Here is a 14,260-nt window from a genome sequence, read left to right as displayed (position 1 = left end):
ATCAGAACTCCTCCAGCGTCAGCTCCCCGGCCATCACCCGGTTGCCGGCGGTCAGGCCGCCATCGACCGGCAGCATGGCGCCGGTGATGAAGCCGGCCAGCTCGTCCGAGGCCAGGAAGGCCACCGCCTTGGCGATGTCCGCCGGCTCGGCCACGCGCTGCAGCGGGTACCATTTGCGCAGGGATTCGAAGATCTCCGGCTTCTTGTCGACCCGCGCCTGCCAGATCGGCGTGCGGACGGTGCCGGGGCAGATCACGTTGGCGCGGATGCCGAAGGGCCCGTATTCCACCGCCAGGGCGCGGGTGTAGCTGATCAGCCCGGCCTTGGCCGCGCTGTAGGCCGGGTGGCCCAGCGCCTGCAGCGCGTTGACGCTGCTGATGCTGACGATGCTGCCGCGGCGGCGCGCCTTCATGCCGTCGATCACCGCGGCGACAACGTGGTAGGCGCCGTTCAGGTTCAGCTCGACATCCGCGGCCCAGCTCTCGGCCGTGGTCGAGGCCAGGCTGCCGCGGTCGCCGCCGCCGGCATTGTTGACGACGACGTCGACCGGGCCGGTGCGGGCGACCGCGGCCTCGATCGCGGCGCGGGTGGCCTCGGCGTCGCGCAGGTCGGCCGGCGCGGCGGCGGCCTTGGTGCCGGTCTCAGCCAGCGCGGCGACACGGGCGTCGAGGGCTGCGGCGTCGCGATCGGACAGGATCAGCGTCGCCCCGGCCGCCGCGAAATGATCGACGATCGCCCCGCCGATGCCGCCGAGCGCCCCGGTGACGAGAACGGTCTGGAAGCGCGTCATGGCTGTGGTTCCGGCATGGGGCGAGGGGTGATGGACCGATGGTAGCTCAATGTTTGAAACTTACAAGACAGCCTTCGTGCGTGTGCGGTGCAGCATCGGTGGAGAGCCGCGAATTGGCCGAAGGTTTCAGCATTGCTGCGGAATAGCGGAAGAAAATGGGCCGCCGTCCCACTTCCGAATTGCGCCCCGCCGGGGATTGTAAGAGAGTTACATCCAGGGCGGTTCCGGCGGAAAGCCGGGCGCGGCCGTCCCCCGGCTTTCCGGTTCCAATTGCGACTTCGCGCGGCCTCGCCGCCGAAACAGGAGGCTCTCCATGCAGCATGCGTTCCGGTCCGTGCTCCTCGGCGCGGGCGCCTCGATCCTGGCGGCGCTGGCCGCCGCCCCGTCCGTCGCCGCCGAGGTGCGGGTGACGGTGGCCGAATACAGCTCCAAGACCGGGCCCTATTTCGAGGAGGCGGCGAAGGCCTTCGAGGCCAAGAACCCCGGCACCGACATCAAGATCGAGGTGGTGCCCTGGGACGTGCTGCAGCAGAAGCTGACCACCGACATCTCCGGCAACGCCAATGCCGACCTGGCCATCATCGGCACGCGCTGGCTGGTGGATTTCGTGCAGCAGGGCGTGGTCGCGCCCCTCGACAGCTACATGACCGACGACTTCAAGGCGCGGTTCATCCCGACCTTCTTCGCGCCCGGCGTGCTGGACGGCAAGACCTATGGCTTGCCGATCGCCTCCTCGGCCCGCGCCATGTACTACAACAAGGAGATCTTCGAGAAGGCGGGCCTCTCCGCCCCGCCGGCGACGTGGGACGAGCTGATCGAGGACGCGAAGAAGATCAAGGCGCTGGGCCTCAAGGACACCTATGCCTTCGGCCTGCAGGGCAAGGAGATCGAGACCGACGTCTATTTCTACTATGCAATGTGGAGCTTCGGCGGCGACATCGTGGTGGACGGCAAGAGCGGGCTGGACAGCGAAGCCGCGGTCAAGGCCGCGACCCTCTACAAGCAGATGATCGACGACGGGCTGACCGAGCCGGGCGTCACCGCCTACAACCGCGAGGATGTGCAGAACCTGTTCAAGCAGGGCCGCATCGGCATGATGTTCACGGCGCCGTTCCTGGCCAGCCAGATCAAGGCCGAGGCGCCGAACCTGAAATACGGCGTGGCGCCGGTGCCGAAGGGCACGACCTCGGCCACCTACGCGGTCACGGATTCGATCGTGCTGTTCGACAACTCCAAGGTGAAGGACGAGGCCTGGAAGTTCCTGGACTTCCTGTTCCAGAACGACTGGCGCGAGAAGTTCACGGTCAATGAGGGCTTCCTGACCGAGAACCAGGCGGTGGCCAAGCTGCCGTACTTCACCGACGACCCGAACCTCAAAGTGTTCAACGCGATGCTGCCGAACGCCAAGTTCGCCCCGACCATCGCGGGCTGGGAGGAGATCGCCGACGCCACCGGCCGGGCGCTGCAGAAGATCTATCTCGGCGAGGCCAAGCCGGAGGAGGCGCTGAAGGCCGCCGCCGAGCAGGCGAATGGGGTGCTGGGCGCGAAGTAGAGGCTCTGCCTTTCCTTCTTCTGTCATTGCCGGGCTCGACCCGGCAATCCAGAGGGTCTCGACAGACTCTGGATGCCCGGGTCAAGCCCGGGCATGACAGCTTGGGACAATGCGGGCGGCGCTGAACCGGGCCGCGCATATCAGGGACAGGCAGTGACGACCGAGACCGAGAGGCAGACCATACCGATGTCGGCGCCCCTGGCCGCGCGGCTGCCCGGGCTGACGCCGATCCTGCTGATCCTGCCCAGCTTCCTGCTGGCGGCCTTCATCATCGCCTATCCGGTCTGGGACCTGCTGACGGTCGCCTCGCACCAGGTCAACCGCTTCGGCCAGCTGCGCGACTTCACCGGCCTGGCCAACCTGAACAGCGTGCTGGCCGACCCGCTGTTCCTGGACAGCCTGTGGCGGACGCTGATCTGGACCGCCGCGGTGGTGGCCGGCACCGTGCTGGTCTCGGTGCCGGTGGCGCTGATCCTGAACACCGAGTTCCACGGCCGCGGCCTGGCCCGGGTGATCGTGATGCTGCCCTGGTCGGTGTCGCTGACCATGATGGCGATCGTCTGGCGCTGGGCGCTGAACGGCGAATCCGGCCTCCTGAACCTGACCCTGCAGGATCTCGGCATCACCGACCACAACGTGATCTGGCTGGCCTCCGCCGCCACCGCCTTCCCGATCCAGATCCTGATCGGGATCCTGGTGTCGATCCCGTTCACGGTGACGATCTTCCTGGGCGGGCTGTCGTCGATCCCGAACGACATCTACGAGGCGGCGTCGACCGACGGCGCTTCTTCCTGGCAGCGCTTCCGCACCCTGACGCTGCCGCTGATGCGGCCCTTCATCAACATGGCGGTGGTGCTGAACATCATCTACGTCTTCAACTCCTTCCCGATCATCTGGGTGCTGACCGGGGGCGGGCCGTCGGATTCGACGCAGATTCTGGTCACCTACCTGTACAAGCTGGCGTTCCAGCTCGGGAAGATGGGCGAGGCGGCGTCGATCTCGCTGATCATGTTCGCCATCCTGCTGGTCTTCACCCTGATCTATCTGCGCATGGCGATGAAGGGCGAGCGCCATGCTTAAGAAGAGCATCCTGTGCTGGCTGGCGCTGTCGCCGCTGATCCTGGTGGTGCTGTTCCCCTTCGCCGTGATGGTGGCCACGGCGCTGAAGCCGGCGGCGGAGGTGCTGTCGGCCGACCCGTCCTGGCTGCCCAGCCGGATCGCCTGGGAGAACTTCGCCACCATGTGGCAGGCGACCGGTTTCGGCACCGCGCTGCTGAACAGCCTCTACGCCTCGACCCTGGCGACGCTGCTGGCGCTGGCGGTCAGCATCCCCGCCGCCTACGCCATGTCGCGCTACCGCTTCCCGGGGCAGGGCCTGTACCGCGACTTCCTGCTGGTCACCCAGATGCTGTCGCCGATCGTGCTGGTGATCGGGCTGTTCCGCCTGGTCGCCTGGCTCGGCCTCGTCGGCTCGGTCGATTCGCTGGTGCTGGTCTATGCCGGCTTCAACATCGCCTTCGCCGTCTGGATGCTGCAGAGCTATTTCGCCACCATCCCGCTGGATCTGGAGGAGGCGGCGTGGCTGGAGGGCGCGTCGCGCCTGCGCACCGTGATCCGCGTGTTCCTGCCGCTGGCGGCGCCGGCCATGGTGGTGACCGCGATCTTCACCTTCATCAACGCCTGGAACGAGTTCGCCGTCGCGCTGAGCCTCTTGCGCGCGCCGGAGACGCACACCCTGCCGATCAAGATTTTCTCCCTGGTCGCCGGCCGCTATACGATCGAGTGGCATCACGTCATGGCCGCGACGTTCCTGGCGACGATCCCCGTCGCCATCGTCTTCGCCTGGCTGCAGCGCTACCTGGTGCGCGGCCTGGCCCTCGGCGCCGTCAAATAGGAAGAACCATGAGCAGCAAGCGAGAGCATTTCGGAACCACCGTCACCGGCGCCGGCGGGCAGAAGCTGCCCTTCTCCAAGGCCGTCCGCGCCGGCGACTATGTCTATGTCTCGGGCCAGGTGCCGTTCGACGAGAACGGCGTGGTCGTGACCGGCGGCATCGAGATCCAGACCCGCCAGACCATGAAGAACGTCCAGGCGGCGCTGGAGCTGGCCGGCTGCACGCTGGACGACGTGATCAAGGTCACGGTCTGGCTGGCGGACACCCGCGACTTCGCCGCCTTCAACCGCACCTATGACAGCCACTTCACCGGCGACCGCCCGGCGCGCTCCTGCGTCCGCGCCGACATGATGGTCGACTGCAAGGTCGAGATCGAGGCGATCGCGTACAAGCCGCTGTGAGATCGTTCGATACTGCTACTGGCGTGGCCGTCTGACGGCGGGCTCGAAGCTTCCGGTGCTCACGCACCAATGTGCGCTGCGCTCCGGTTCTCGAAACCACCGCCAGCCGACTCACGCCAGCGCAGTCTCAAACGATCTCAATGTCTCCGTGGTATTGCCGGGACCGGCCGTTCGCCTTGCACCATGGTGCGGTACAGGAGCCGGTCCTGGCCGTCATAGTCGTTGACGGCATAGTGCAGGGTGCAGCGGTTGTCCCAGATCGCCAGGTCGCCCGCTGTCCAGCGCAGCCGGCAGGTGAATTCCGGCCGGACCGCATGGGCGTAGAGGAAATCGAGCAGCGGCCGGCTCTCCTCCACCGTCATGCCGGCGAAGCGGATGGTGTAGATCGGGTTGACGAACAGCGCCTTGCGGCCGGTGCCGGGATGGACCCGCACCACCGGATGCGCGACCTCGCGGTCCGCCTCCGGCCGGTTGCGCTCGATGCCGATCGAGCGGGAGACGGCGATGGTGCCCGGCACGCCGCCGGTGCCGTAGGGCCTGCCGGCATGCATGGCGTCCAGGCCGTCCAGCACCGCCTTCAGCCCATCCGACAGCGCGTCGTAGGCCTCAACCATGTTGGCGAACAGCGTGTCGCCGCCATGGCTCGGCACTTGGCGGGCATAGAGCAGCGACGCCATCGGCGGCTGGTCGAGGAAGCTGAAATCCGAATGCCAGGCGTTGCCGAAGGTGCTGACCTTGCGCTCGTCGGCCGCTTTCTTCACCGCGACGATGTCCGGGTGCGTGTCCATGTGCTTGATGTAGGGTGCCCGGCTGATGGTGCCGAAGCGGCGGGTCAGCGCCACCAGCTCTTCCGGCGCCAGGTCGAGCCCGTGCAGATGGATCACCAGGTAATGGTCCAGGGCCTGACGGATCGCGGCAAAGATTCCATCGTCGACCGGGCCGGCGAGGTCGATGTCGGCGCCGAGCGACCCGGCCATCGGCCGGATGGTGATGCGCGAGTCGGGGCTGGTCATGGCGGGAGTATGGGCTTCGATCCGGCCGGCCGGAAGACCATCCGCCCCGAATTTTCGCCTCTCCTGATCCCCGAAATTTCTTACACCGTCATTGCGAGCGCAGCGAAGCAATCCAGGGGCCAACGCGCACCGGCCCTGGATTGCTTCGTCGCTGCGCTCCTCGCAATGACGGCGGGGAAGCGGCCGGCATCAGGGTCAAGCCCAGCTGGTCACGACGCGGCGAACAGGGCGTTGATCTCCTTGTGCGGCACGGCGTCGTCGGCATAGCCGAAGCTGCCCTGGTCCTTGATCTCGCGGGCGGCGCGCAGGAAGCCGCCCAGCGCCGCCCGGGCCAGCGATCCGCCGACACTGATCCGCTTGACCCCGATCTGGCCCAACTCCTCGACCGTGAAGCGGGCGCCGACCAGCCCCATCACCACATTCACCGGCCGGTCGACCGCGCGCACCACCGCCTCGATCTCCTCCCGCGTCGCCAGGCCGGGGGCGTAAAGCACGTCGGCGCCGGCCTCCTGGAAGGCCTGCAGCCGCCGGATCGTATCGGCCAGGTCGCGGCGGCCGGGCAGGAAGTTCTCGGCCCGCGCCGTCAGGGTGAAGGGGAAGGGCAGGGACCGCGCCGCCGCGACAGCGGTCCGCACCCGCTCCACCGCCTGGTCGAAGCCGGAGATCGGATCGTCGTCGCGGCCGGTGGCGTCCTCGATCGAGCCGCCGACCAGCCCGGCTGCGGCGGCCTGGCGGATGGTCTCCGCCGCCGCCTCGGGCGCGTCGCCGAAGCCGTTCTCGAGATCGGCGGAGACGGGCAGGTCGACGGCCTCGACGATGGCCCGCGCATTGGCCAAGGTCTCCTCCCGGCTCACCTTCCCAGCGCCGTCGCTGCGGCCGAGGGTGAAGGCGTAGCCGGCGCTGGTGGTGGCCAGCGCCTCGAAGCCGAGCCCGGCCAGGAGCTTTGCGGTTCCGGCGTCCCAGGGGTTGGGGATGACGAAGATGCCGGGCCGGGCATGCAGGCGCTGGAAGGCGAGGGCCTTTTCGGTCTGGCTGGGCATGGGTTCCTCCCGATGGGTTGTAACCCATTGTTCCTCTTTTGTTCGGATGCGGTCAAGGCGCCTCAGGGCCCGGCGGCCAGCTCGCCGATATAGGCGCGCAGCGACCGCGGGTCGCGACCGAGCACGGCGCGCGCAACCAGGCTGTTGCCCGGCTGGCCATGGTCGGCATAGTGGGCGAAGACCTTCTCCAGCAGCGCCAGCTGCCGCGATTCATAGGGCGGCCGGGCGGCGGCCACCCAGTCGGCGAAGCGAGGCTCGCCGGCCGCGACCGGGCGGCCCAGCGCCGCGCTCATCAGGCCCGCGATCTCCTCGCGGTCCGGCAACCCGTCGGCGCAGAGCTCGAAGCTGCCATAGGCCAGGCGGTCCCCGGTCAGGGCGATCGCGGCAGCCTCGGCCACGTCTCGGTAGTCGACCCGCGCCACCCGGGCGGTCTTCGGGAAGGGCTCGGCGAAGATTCCGGTGGCCAGCACGCCGGGCCAGGCGGCGCCGATGTTCTGCATCAGGTTGGTCGGCTGCAGGATCGTGTGCTGCATCCCGGAGCCGTGCAGCGCCGCCTCGACCGGGATCTTGCTGGCGTGGTTGGCCAGCGCGGTGTTGGTGGCCTGGATCACCGAGGAGAAGACGAAGCGCCGGACGCCGGCCCGGCGCGCGGCCTCGACCATGCGGACGCCCAGCTCCGCCTCGTCCGCCGCGAAGGCCGGGCCGATGTGGAAGACGCCGTCGACGCCGCGCAGGGCGGCGTCGAGACTGGCCCGGTCGCGCAGGTCGCCGAGGGCGATCTCGGCGGCGCCGCCGGCCCGGGCGATCGCGGCCTTGGCGTCGTCGCGCACCAGACCGCGGACGGTGGCGCCGCGGCGGGCGAGCTCGGGCACGACGAGACCGGCGAAGCGGCCGGCGGCGCCGACGACGAGAACGGTGGAGGCGGTCATGTCGATCTCCTGCAGGCGAAGCTGGGATCGATTTTGGGAAGACCGGCATGCGTGAGAATAGGCAGCTCTCGTGATACATTCTCTCGCGACCCGAGAGGAATGTGCATGGACCGGCTGGACGATCTCGCCGCCTTCGTCGCCGTGGTCGAGGCCGGCGGGCTGAGCGCGGCGGCGCGCGATCTGCGCCGGTCGCTGCAATCGGTCAGCCGGTCGCTGGCGACGCTGGAGCAGGGGCTGGGCGTGGCGCTGGTGCAGCGGACCACCCGGCGGTCTACGCCGACCGATGCCGGCCTCGCCTTCTACCGGCGGGTGGAGCCGGCCCCGGCGGAGATCCTGGAGGCGCGGGCCGAGGCGGCGGAGCGGCGGGCGGAGCCGTCCGGCCTGCTGCGGATCAGCGCTTCGGTGCTGTTCACGCCGCCGCATCTGGTGCCGGTGGTGGCCGGCTTCATGCGGCGCCATCCGCGCATCGAGGTGGAGCTCAGGCTGTCCGACCGCTTCGTCGACCTGACCGACGGCGGCTTCGACCTGGCGGTGCGGATCGGCGAGCTGCCGGATTCCGCGCTCAAGGCCCGCCGGCTGGGTGCATTGCGGCGGGTGGCGTTCGGCGCCCCGTCCTATTTCGAGCGGCACGGCCGGCCGCAGCATCCGGACGATCTGGCCCGGCACCAATGCGTGGTGCGGACGGCCGAAGGCGAGGCCTGGCCGTTCCGGATCGGCGGCCGGACCCGCATGGTCCGCGTCAACGGCCGGTTCCGAGCCGACAACACGGCGGCGGCCCATGCCGCGGTGGCGGAAGGGCTCGGCATCGGCTTCACGCCGCTGTGGCAGATCCGCGATCTGGTCGACCGGGGCGTGCTGGAGCCGGTCCTGACCGACTACGAGGTGCCGAAGGTGCCGATCCATGCGGTCTGGCCGGCGCCGCGGCTGCCGCCGGCCAAGACCCGCCTGTTCGTCGACTATCTCGCCGAGACCCTGAAGCTGGACCGTCTCTAGCCGATCCGGTCGTAGCGCAGGCGGCGGGCCAGCCAGCAGCCGACCTCGACGTCCTTCACCCGGCCGGCGTTGTCGCGGCGGAAGGCCAGGGTCCAGTCGCCCGGCGGGGTGTGGTCCAGCGCGCGCGGGCAGGGCAGGGCCCAGACATCCGGCCCGATCGGGTCCAACAGCTCCATGCGGCCCTGGCCGAGGAAGCCGGAGAAGCCGCCATACAGCACGCCGCCGGCATCGGTCACCTCCAGCTCGGCCTCCAGCTCGTCGCAGCGGTAGCGGCCGCCGAGATCGAGGGCGGGCTCACCGTTGCAGGGGACGAGGCGCGAGCTCTGGTTCTCCTGCGGCCGGTCCAGCCACAGTCCGTCCGCGGCGGGGCGCAGCCGGGTGCGGCCGTTGCCGGCGCCGCCGTCGGGCTGCAGGTCCAGCCGCTCCGCCGAATGGCCGAAGCGCAGCCGCACCCGGCCGTCGACCATATCGGCGCGGGCCGAGAGCCCCGTTTCCGGCCCGATGTAGCTGCCGAGCCAGTCCGGCGCGGGCAGGTCGGCGGCCGGCCTGGCGCGCTCCTCGCCCAGCACGGCGGCCAGCAGGTCCAGCGCCGCGGCATTGGCGTCGGAGAGGTGGTTGAACATCACCACCACGGAGACCCGCTCCGACGGCACGTACAGCCGATGGCTGCGCCAGCCGCGCAGGGCGCCGCCATGGCCGGTGATCGCGCGTCCGAACTCGGTCGCCCGATTCAGGCCGAAGCCGTAGGGGGCCGGGGCGCCGTTCGAGAAGGCGACCGGCGCGGACAGGCGGCTGTACAGCGCCTCGGAATCGTCGCGGGTGGCGTCGATGTGGCGCTCCCAGGCGATCATGTCGTCCAGGCTGGCGCCCAGCCCGGCGTCGCCGGTCCACAGCACCCGGTTCTCGGCGGCGCGGAAGCCGCCGGCCTGGGTGCCCTCATAGCCTTCGGTGCCGTCCGGCATGGCGCGGGTATCGGCGGCCAGGAAGGCGCTGCCCATGCCGGCGTGGTCGAAGATCCGCGTGCGCAGCAGCTCGCCGAAGCCGCGGCCGGTGCGGGCCTCGAGGATATCGGAGAGCAGGCGGAAGTTCTGGTTGACGTAGGAGTAGCGGCTGCCGGGCGCGAAATGCAGCGACCGGGTGCCGGCGATCACCTTCTCCGCCTCGCGGTCGCCGAAAGGCGACTCGGCCGGCGCGCCGTGCAGCATCGCCACCGCCCAGTAGTCGCGCAGGCCGGACTGGTTGTGGCAGAGGTGCAGAGCGCCCGGCGCCTCGCCCTCCAGCCGCGGCAGCCGGGCGCGCACGTCGCCGTCCAGCACCGTCGGGTCCGGGAAGGCGTCCAGCACCAGGCCGCAGGTGAACTGCTTGGTGATCGAGCACATCCGGAACAGCGTCCGCGGCGTGAACGGGATGCGCCGCTCGGCGTTGGCCCAGCCCCAGGCGTGGCGGGCGAGGATCTCGCCGTCCCGCAGCACGGCGGCGGCGCCGCCCGGTCCGGGGAAGCTGCGGGGAAGGGCGGCGAGGGCCCGGTCGAGGCGGGGGAGGGCGGGCGGCATGATGGCCGCCACCCCGGCGCCCCGGCCCGGGTGGGTAAAGATGGCCGCGGCCGGGATTGCGGGTGGCAGCCGCCCTCCTGCGATTTATCAGACATAAAACGTGCCTTAGAAGACTCTTGGCCCGAAGAACCTGCCTCTATGCCCACGATCACCAACATCCAGGACCTGCGAGCGCTGGCGGCCCGGCGCATCCCGCGCGCGATCTTCGACTATGCCGACCGCGGCTCCTACGACGAGGTGACGCTGCGGGCGAACCGGGCGGACCTGGCCGCGATCGGTCTGCGCCAGCGGGTGATGATCGACGTCGACAAGCGCTCGGTCGCGACCACGATCCTGGGCGAGGACGTGGCGATGCCGCTGGCGATCGCGCCGACCGGCCTGACCGGCCTGTTCCACGGCGACGGCGAGATCCACGGCGCCCGCGCGGCCCAGGCCTTCGGCATCCCGTTCTGCCTGTCGACCATGTCGATCTGCTCGATCGAGGATGTGCGCGGCGCGGTCCAGAAGCCGTTCTGGTTCCAGCTCTACGTCATGCGCGACCGCGGCTTCTCGCAGTCGCTGATCGAACGCGCCAAGGCGGCGCAGTGCTCGGCCCTGGTGCTGACGCTCGACCTGCAGATCCAGGGCCAGCGCCACCGCGACCTGAAGAACGGCCTGGCCGTGCCGCCGCGGCTGACGCTCGGCAACGCGCTCGACATCGCCACCAAGCCGGCCTGGGCGATGAAGGTGCTGTTCGGCAAGCGCCGCAGCTTCGGCAACCTCGAGGGCCGGGTGAAGGGGGCGGACAGCCTGACCACCCTGTCGCAATGGACCGCCAGCCAGTTCGACGCCTCGCTGAGCTGGAAGGACGTCGAATGGGTGCGCAGCATCTGGCCCGGCAAGCTGATCCTGAAGGGCGTGCTGGACGAGGAGGACGCGAAGATCGCGGCCTCGACCGGCGCCGACGCCGTGGTCGTCTCCAACCATGGCGGCCGGCAGCTGGATGGCGCCCGATCCTCGATCTCGGCCCTGCCGGGCATCGTCCAGGCGATCGGCGACAGGACCGAGATCCTGTTCGACGGCGGCGTGCAGTCCGGCCAGGACATCCTGAAGGCCGTGGCGCTCGGCGCCCGCGGCTGCCTGATGGGCAAGGCCTTCCTCTACGGCCTGGCGGCGATGGGCGAGGCGGGCGGGACCAAGGCGCTGGAGATCATGCGCAAGGAGCTGGACATCAGCATGGCGCTGACCGGCACCGGCGACATCAGGAAGGGGGATCGCAGCAGCCTGGTGATCCGGGGGTAGAAGCGCGTAGGTTGGGTTCGCTGGAAGCGAACCCAACATCCCACCGGCTTGTGAGGCCCTGGAGTGTTGGGTTCGCGCGCCGCGAACCCAACCTACGACTTGGTCAGTTCCCCCGCAGCTCCAGCTCCTTGTTGACCCTCAGGGCGGCCAGGGTGCAGACGGCGCCGGACAGGAGATAGGCGCCGACCAGGGCCAGGCCGAACTGGCTGGCCAGCGCCAGCGCGACCAGCGGGGCGAAGCCGGCACCCACCATCCAGGCCAGGTCCGAGGTCAGGGCCGAGGCGGTGTAGCGGTGGTTGTTCGGGAAGTTCGACGCCACCGCGCCGGCCGCCTGGCCGAAGGACAAGCCGAGCAGGCCGAAGCCCAGGATCACGAACAGCGACCGCGCCGTCGGCCCGCCGCCCAGCAGCAGCGGCGTGACGAAGCTGAAGATCGCGATCAGCACGGCACAGCCTGCCAGCAGGGTGCGCCGGCCGGTGCGGTCGGCGATCAGTCCCGACACCACGATCATCGCCGTGCCGAGGATGGCGCCGGCGAACTCCGTCATCAGGAAGGTGCCGGCGTTGTGGTCGGTGTAGAGCGTCACCCAGCTCAGCGGGAACACCGTGACCAGGTGGAACAGGGCGAAGGTGGCCAGCGGCACGAAGGCCCCGACCAGGATGTTGTGGCCCTGGTGCTTCAGCGTCTCGGGCACGCTCAGCGCTTCCAGGTCCTTGCTCTCGTACAGCCGCTCGAACTGCTCGGTCGCCACCAGGCGCAGCCGGGCGAACAGGGCCACCACGTTGATCGCGAAGGCGACGAAGAAGGGATAGCGCCAGCCCCAGTCGAGGAAGTCCGCCGTCGGCAGGTTGACCAGGAAGAAGGCGAACAGCGCGCTGGCCAGCATGAAGCCGAGCGGGGCGCCGAGCTGCGGCATCATCGCGTACCAGCCGCGGCGGTTCTGCGGCGCGTTGAGCGCCAGCAGCGAGGCCAGGCCGTCCCAGGCGCCGCCCAGCGCCAGGCCCTGGCCGATGCGGCACAGCGCCAGGAGGGCGATGGCGGCGGTGCCGATGTCGGCGGTGCCGGGCAGGAAGGCCATCGCGGCGGTCGAGCCGCCGAGCAGGAACATCGCCGCGGTCAGCTTGACGCTGCGGCCGTGCCGCCGGTCGATCTCCATGAACAGGACCGACCCCAGCGGGCGCGCGACGAAGGCGAGGGCGAAGACGGCGAAGGAATAGAGCATCGCGTCCAGCGGCGCCGCCTGCGGGAAGAAGAACCGCGGGAACACGAGCACCGAGGCGATGGCATAGACGAAGAAGTCGAAGAATTCCGCGGTCCGGCCGATCACGACGCCGATCGCGATCTCGCCGGGGGGGACACCTGCGCGGTGCCGTGGCGCGGCGGTCGGGGGCTGGGACCCGAAGTCTCGACTGACAGTGGCCATAAATGTTCCTCCTGGGTGGGCCGGGCCGAGATGCCGCTGTTTTTTCTTTTGAGTATGGCCCAGGATTCCGGTGCGTCAAATCGTGCCAAGCGGACCGAAGCGGGGTCGGAACCGCCCGGAACCCCGCCGTCAACCCCCGTGCGACAATGTTGCACTGCAACCATCGGGCATCTGGTAGGACAAACTGTCCACTGTTGGTTCACGGTGCGCTCCGGTAAGGCAACGCCGCCCAATCGTTTTCTCTCTTCCAGGCAACGGCATGCCCATCAAAGCTTTAGGCCGCCTCGCTGCGCTTCCGCTCCTGATCCTTCTGGGCGGATGCAACATGGTGGTCATGTCTCCGTCCGGCGATATTGCAGTGCAGCAGCGGGACCTGATCGTGATCTCCACGATCCTGATGCTGCTGATCATCGTGCCGGTGATCGCGCTGACGCTGTTCTTTGCCTGGAAGTACCGGCAGTCGAACAAGGACGCCCCCTACGACCCCGACTGGCACCATTCGACTCAGCTCGAGGTGGTGATCTGGTCGGCGCCGCTGGTGATCATCATCGCGCTGGGCGCCCTGACCTGGATCAGCACCCACACGCTCGACCCCTACCGGCCGCTGGATCGGATCGACTCGGAGCGTCCGGTGGCGGCCGACGCGAAGCCGCTGACCGTCGAGGTCGTGGCGCTCGACTGGAAGTGGCTGTTCCTCTACCCGGAGCAGGGCATCGCCACGGTGAACGAGCTGGCGGCGCCGGTCGACGTGCCGATCCAGTTCAAGATCACCTCGGCCACCGTGATGAACTCCTTCTTCGTGCCGGCGCTGGCGGGGCAGATCTACGCCATGGCCGGGGTGGAGACCAAGCTGCACGCGGTGATCAACCGGCCCGGCGAGTATGAGGGCTTCTCCGCCAACTACAGCGGCGCCGGCTTCTCCGGCATGCGCTTCGCCTTCCACGGCCTCAGCGCCGGCGACTTCGACGCCTGGGTGCAGAAAGTCAGGTCCGGCGGCGGCAATCTCAGCCGCGAGGAGTACCTGACGCTGGAGCGCCCGAGCGAACGCGAGCCGGTCCGCCACTACGGCACGGTTGCCCCCGACCTCTACGCCGCCATCCTCAATATGTGCGTCGACCGCTCGAAGATGTGCATGAACGAGATGATGAGCATCGACGCCCGCGGCGGCGGCGGCATGGCGGGCCTCGACAACGTCATGGCGCTGACCCACGACAAGGATGTCCGGCGCGGCGCCGGGCCGGTCCGGACCTATGTCGCGGCGATCTGCACCACCGAGGGCGACATGGCCGACAGCCGCCCGGCGGACGGGCTGCTCAGCCGCTGGATGGCGCCCCGTCGCGTGGAGTGAGGACGCCGATGCCTGCCGCCGGCCCGTCCGGGGCCGCACAAAT

13 protein-coding genes are annotated in these 14,260 nt (G+C 69.4%); 7 read left to right on the top strand and 6 right to left on the bottom strand.

Going from position 1 to position 14,260, the window contains the following annotated elements; all coding sequences use genetic code 11:
- Position 1 precedes the first annotated feature (1 nt).
- On the bottom strand, positions 2–790 hold the full coding sequence (locus tag LG391_RS03490) for an SDR family oxidoreductase (RefSeq protein WP_225766481.1): 789 nt from the start codon (positions 788–790) through the stop codon (positions 2–4).
- A 313-nt stretch (positions 791–1,103) separates the two neighbouring features.
- Here LG391_RS03490 and LG391_RS03485 point away from each other — a divergent pair, with 313 nt between their 5' ends.
- The 4 genes from LG391_RS03485 to LG391_RS03470 all read left to right on the top strand — a co-directional run bounded on the left by LG391_RS03485 (position 1,104) and on the right by LG391_RS03470 (position 4,637).
- Positions 1,104–2,342, top strand: coding sequence for a sugar ABC transporter substrate-binding protein (locus LG391_RS03485; RefSeq protein WP_225766480.1), 1,239 nt, complete (start codon positions 1,104–1,106; stop codon positions 2,340–2,342).
- Between the two features lie 186 nt (positions 2,343–2,528).
- On the top strand, positions 2,529–3,422 hold the full coding sequence (locus LG391_RS03480; protein ID WP_225766479.1) for a carbohydrate ABC transporter permease: 894 nt from the start codon (positions 2,529–2,531) through the stop codon (positions 3,420–3,422).
- Positions 3,415–4,236 (top strand): carbohydrate ABC transporter permease, encoded by an 822-nt coding sequence (locus LG391_RS03475; protein ID WP_225766478.1) that lies wholly within the window; start codon positions 3,415–3,417, stop codon positions 4,234–4,236. Before LG391_RS03480 ends, LG391_RS03475 begins: the two co-directional genes overlap by 8 nt.
- A gap of 8 nt (positions 4,237–4,244) precedes the next feature.
- The gene (locus LG391_RS03470) at positions 4,245–4,637 is read left to right on the top strand and encodes a RidA family protein (RefSeq protein ID WP_225766477.1); all 393 of its coding nucleotides are present in this window, start codon (positions 4,245–4,247) and stop codon (positions 4,635–4,637) included.
- 137 nt (positions 4,638–4,774) lie between these two features.
- Here the strand turns inward: LG391_RS03470 and LG391_RS03465 are convergent, their stop codons facing one another.
- The 3 genes from LG391_RS03465 to LG391_RS03455 form a co-directional block, all read right to left on the bottom strand.
- The gene (locus LG391_RS03465) at positions 4,775–5,650 is read right to left on the bottom strand and encodes a TauD/TfdA family dioxygenase (protein ID WP_225766476.1); all 876 of its coding nucleotides are present in this window, start codon (positions 5,648–5,650) and stop codon (positions 4,775–4,777) included.
- 209 nt (positions 5,651–5,859) lie between these two features.
- Positions 5,860–6,690 (bottom strand): oxaloacetate decarboxylase, encoded by an 831-nt coding sequence (locus tag LG391_RS03460; RefSeq protein ID WP_225766475.1) that lies wholly within the window; start codon positions 6,688–6,690, stop codon positions 5,860–5,862.
- A 62-nt stretch (positions 6,691–6,752) separates the two neighbouring features.
- Positions 6,753–7,619: an NmrA family NAD(P)-binding protein gene (locus tag LG391_RS03455; protein ID WP_225766473.1), complete on the bottom strand. Its 867-nt coding sequence runs from the start codon at positions 7,617–7,619 to the stop codon at positions 6,753–6,755.
- A gap of 105 nt (positions 7,620–7,724) precedes the next feature.
- Between LG391_RS03455 and LG391_RS03450 the strand changes: the two genes are divergently transcribed.
- Positions 7,725–8,612, top strand: coding sequence for a LysR family transcriptional regulator (locus tag LG391_RS03450; RefSeq protein ID WP_225766471.1), 888 nt, complete (start codon positions 7,725–7,727; stop codon positions 8,610–8,612).
- Here the strand turns inward: LG391_RS03450 and LG391_RS03445 are convergent.
- Complete coding sequence (locus tag LG391_RS03445) at positions 8,609–10,165, bottom strand: D-aminopeptidase (protein WP_225766469.1); 1,557 nt, start codon at positions 10,163–10,165, stop codon at positions 8,609–8,611. The two genes, LG391_RS03450 and LG391_RS03445, sit on opposite strands and share 4 nt — an antisense overlap.
- 138 nt (positions 10,166–10,303) lie before the next feature.
- Here LG391_RS03445 and LG391_RS03440 point away from each other — a divergent pair, with 138 nt between their 5' ends.
- The gene (locus LG391_RS03440) at positions 10,304–11,446 is read left to right on the top strand and encodes an alpha-hydroxy acid oxidase (RefSeq protein ID WP_225766467.1); all 1,143 of its coding nucleotides are present in this window, start codon (positions 10,304–10,306) and stop codon (positions 11,444–11,446) included.
- Between the two features lie 103 nt (positions 11,447–11,549).
- On the opposite strand, the gene LG391_RS03435 is transcribed toward LG391_RS03440, so the two are convergent.
- Positions 11,550–12,773: an MFS transporter gene (locus LG391_RS03435; protein WP_308013025.1), complete on the bottom strand. Its 1,224-nt coding sequence runs from the start codon at positions 12,771–12,773 to the stop codon at positions 11,550–11,552.
- A gap of 355 nt (positions 12,774–13,128) precedes the next feature.
- On the opposite strand from LG391_RS03435, the gene cyoA reads away from it, so the two are divergent.
- Complete coding sequence (gene cyoA, locus LG391_RS03430) at positions 13,129–14,217, top strand: ubiquinol oxidase subunit II (RefSeq protein ID WP_225766462.1); 1,089 nt, start codon at positions 13,129–13,131, stop codon at positions 14,215–14,217.
- Positions 14,218–14,260: the final 43 nt, after the last annotated feature.

The sequence above is a fragment of the Inquilinus sp. Marseille-Q2685 genome (genome assembly GCF_916619195.1).
Taxonomy (GTDB): Bacteria; Pseudomonadota; Alphaproteobacteria; order DSM-16000; family Inquilinaceae; genus Inquilinus.
The sequence above is the reverse complement of the archived record's forward strand: the minus strand, read 5'-3'. Positions and strand labels throughout refer to the sequence as shown.

Bases quoted from the DNA above. Each gene is read 5' to 3' on its own strand.
- cyoA (WP_225766462.1), top strand. From the start codon at position 13,129: ATGCCCATCAAAGCTTTAGGCCGCCTCGCTGCGCTTCCGCTCCTGATC.
- LG391_RS03470 (WP_225766477.1), top strand. From the start codon at position 4,245: ATGAGCAGCAAGCGAGAGCATTTCGGAACCACCGTCACCGGCGCCGGC.
- LG391_RS03455 (WP_225766473.1), bottom strand. From the start codon at position 7,619: ATGACCGCCTCCACCGTTCTCGTCGTCGGCGCCGCCGGCCGCTTCGCC.
- LG391_RS03450 (WP_225766471.1), top strand. From the start codon at position 7,725: ATGGACCGGCTGGACGATCTCGCCGCCTTCGTCGCCGTGGTCGAGGCC.
- LG391_RS03445 (WP_225766469.1), bottom strand. From the start codon at position 10,165: ATGCCGCCCGCCCTCCCCCGCCTCGACCGGGCCCTCGCCGCCCTTCCC.
- LG391_RS03465 (WP_225766476.1), bottom strand. From the start codon at position 5,650: ATGACCAGCCCCGACTCGCGCATCACCATCCGGCCGATGGCCGGGTCG.
- LG391_RS03480 (WP_225766479.1), top strand. From the start codon at position 2,529: ATGTCGGCGCCCCTGGCCGCGCGGCTGCCCGGGCTGACGCCGATCCTG.
- LG391_RS03460 (WP_225766475.1), bottom strand. From the start codon at position 6,690: ATGCCCAGCCAGACCGAAAAGGCCCTCGCCTTCCAGCGCCTGCATGCC.
- LG391_RS03440 (WP_225766467.1), top strand. From the start codon at position 10,304: ATGCCCACGATCACCAACATCCAGGACCTGCGAGCGCTGGCGGCCCGG.
- LG391_RS03490 (WP_225766481.1), bottom strand. From the start codon at position 790: ATGACGCGCTTCCAGACCGTTCTCGTCACCGGGGCGCTCGGCGGCATC.
- LG391_RS03475 (WP_225766478.1), top strand. From the start codon at position 3,415: ATGCTTAAGAAGAGCATCCTGTGCTGGCTGGCGCTGTCGCCGCTGATC.
- LG391_RS03485 (WP_225766480.1), top strand. From the start codon at position 1,104: ATGCAGCATGCGTTCCGGTCCGTGCTCCTCGGCGCGGGCGCCTCGATC.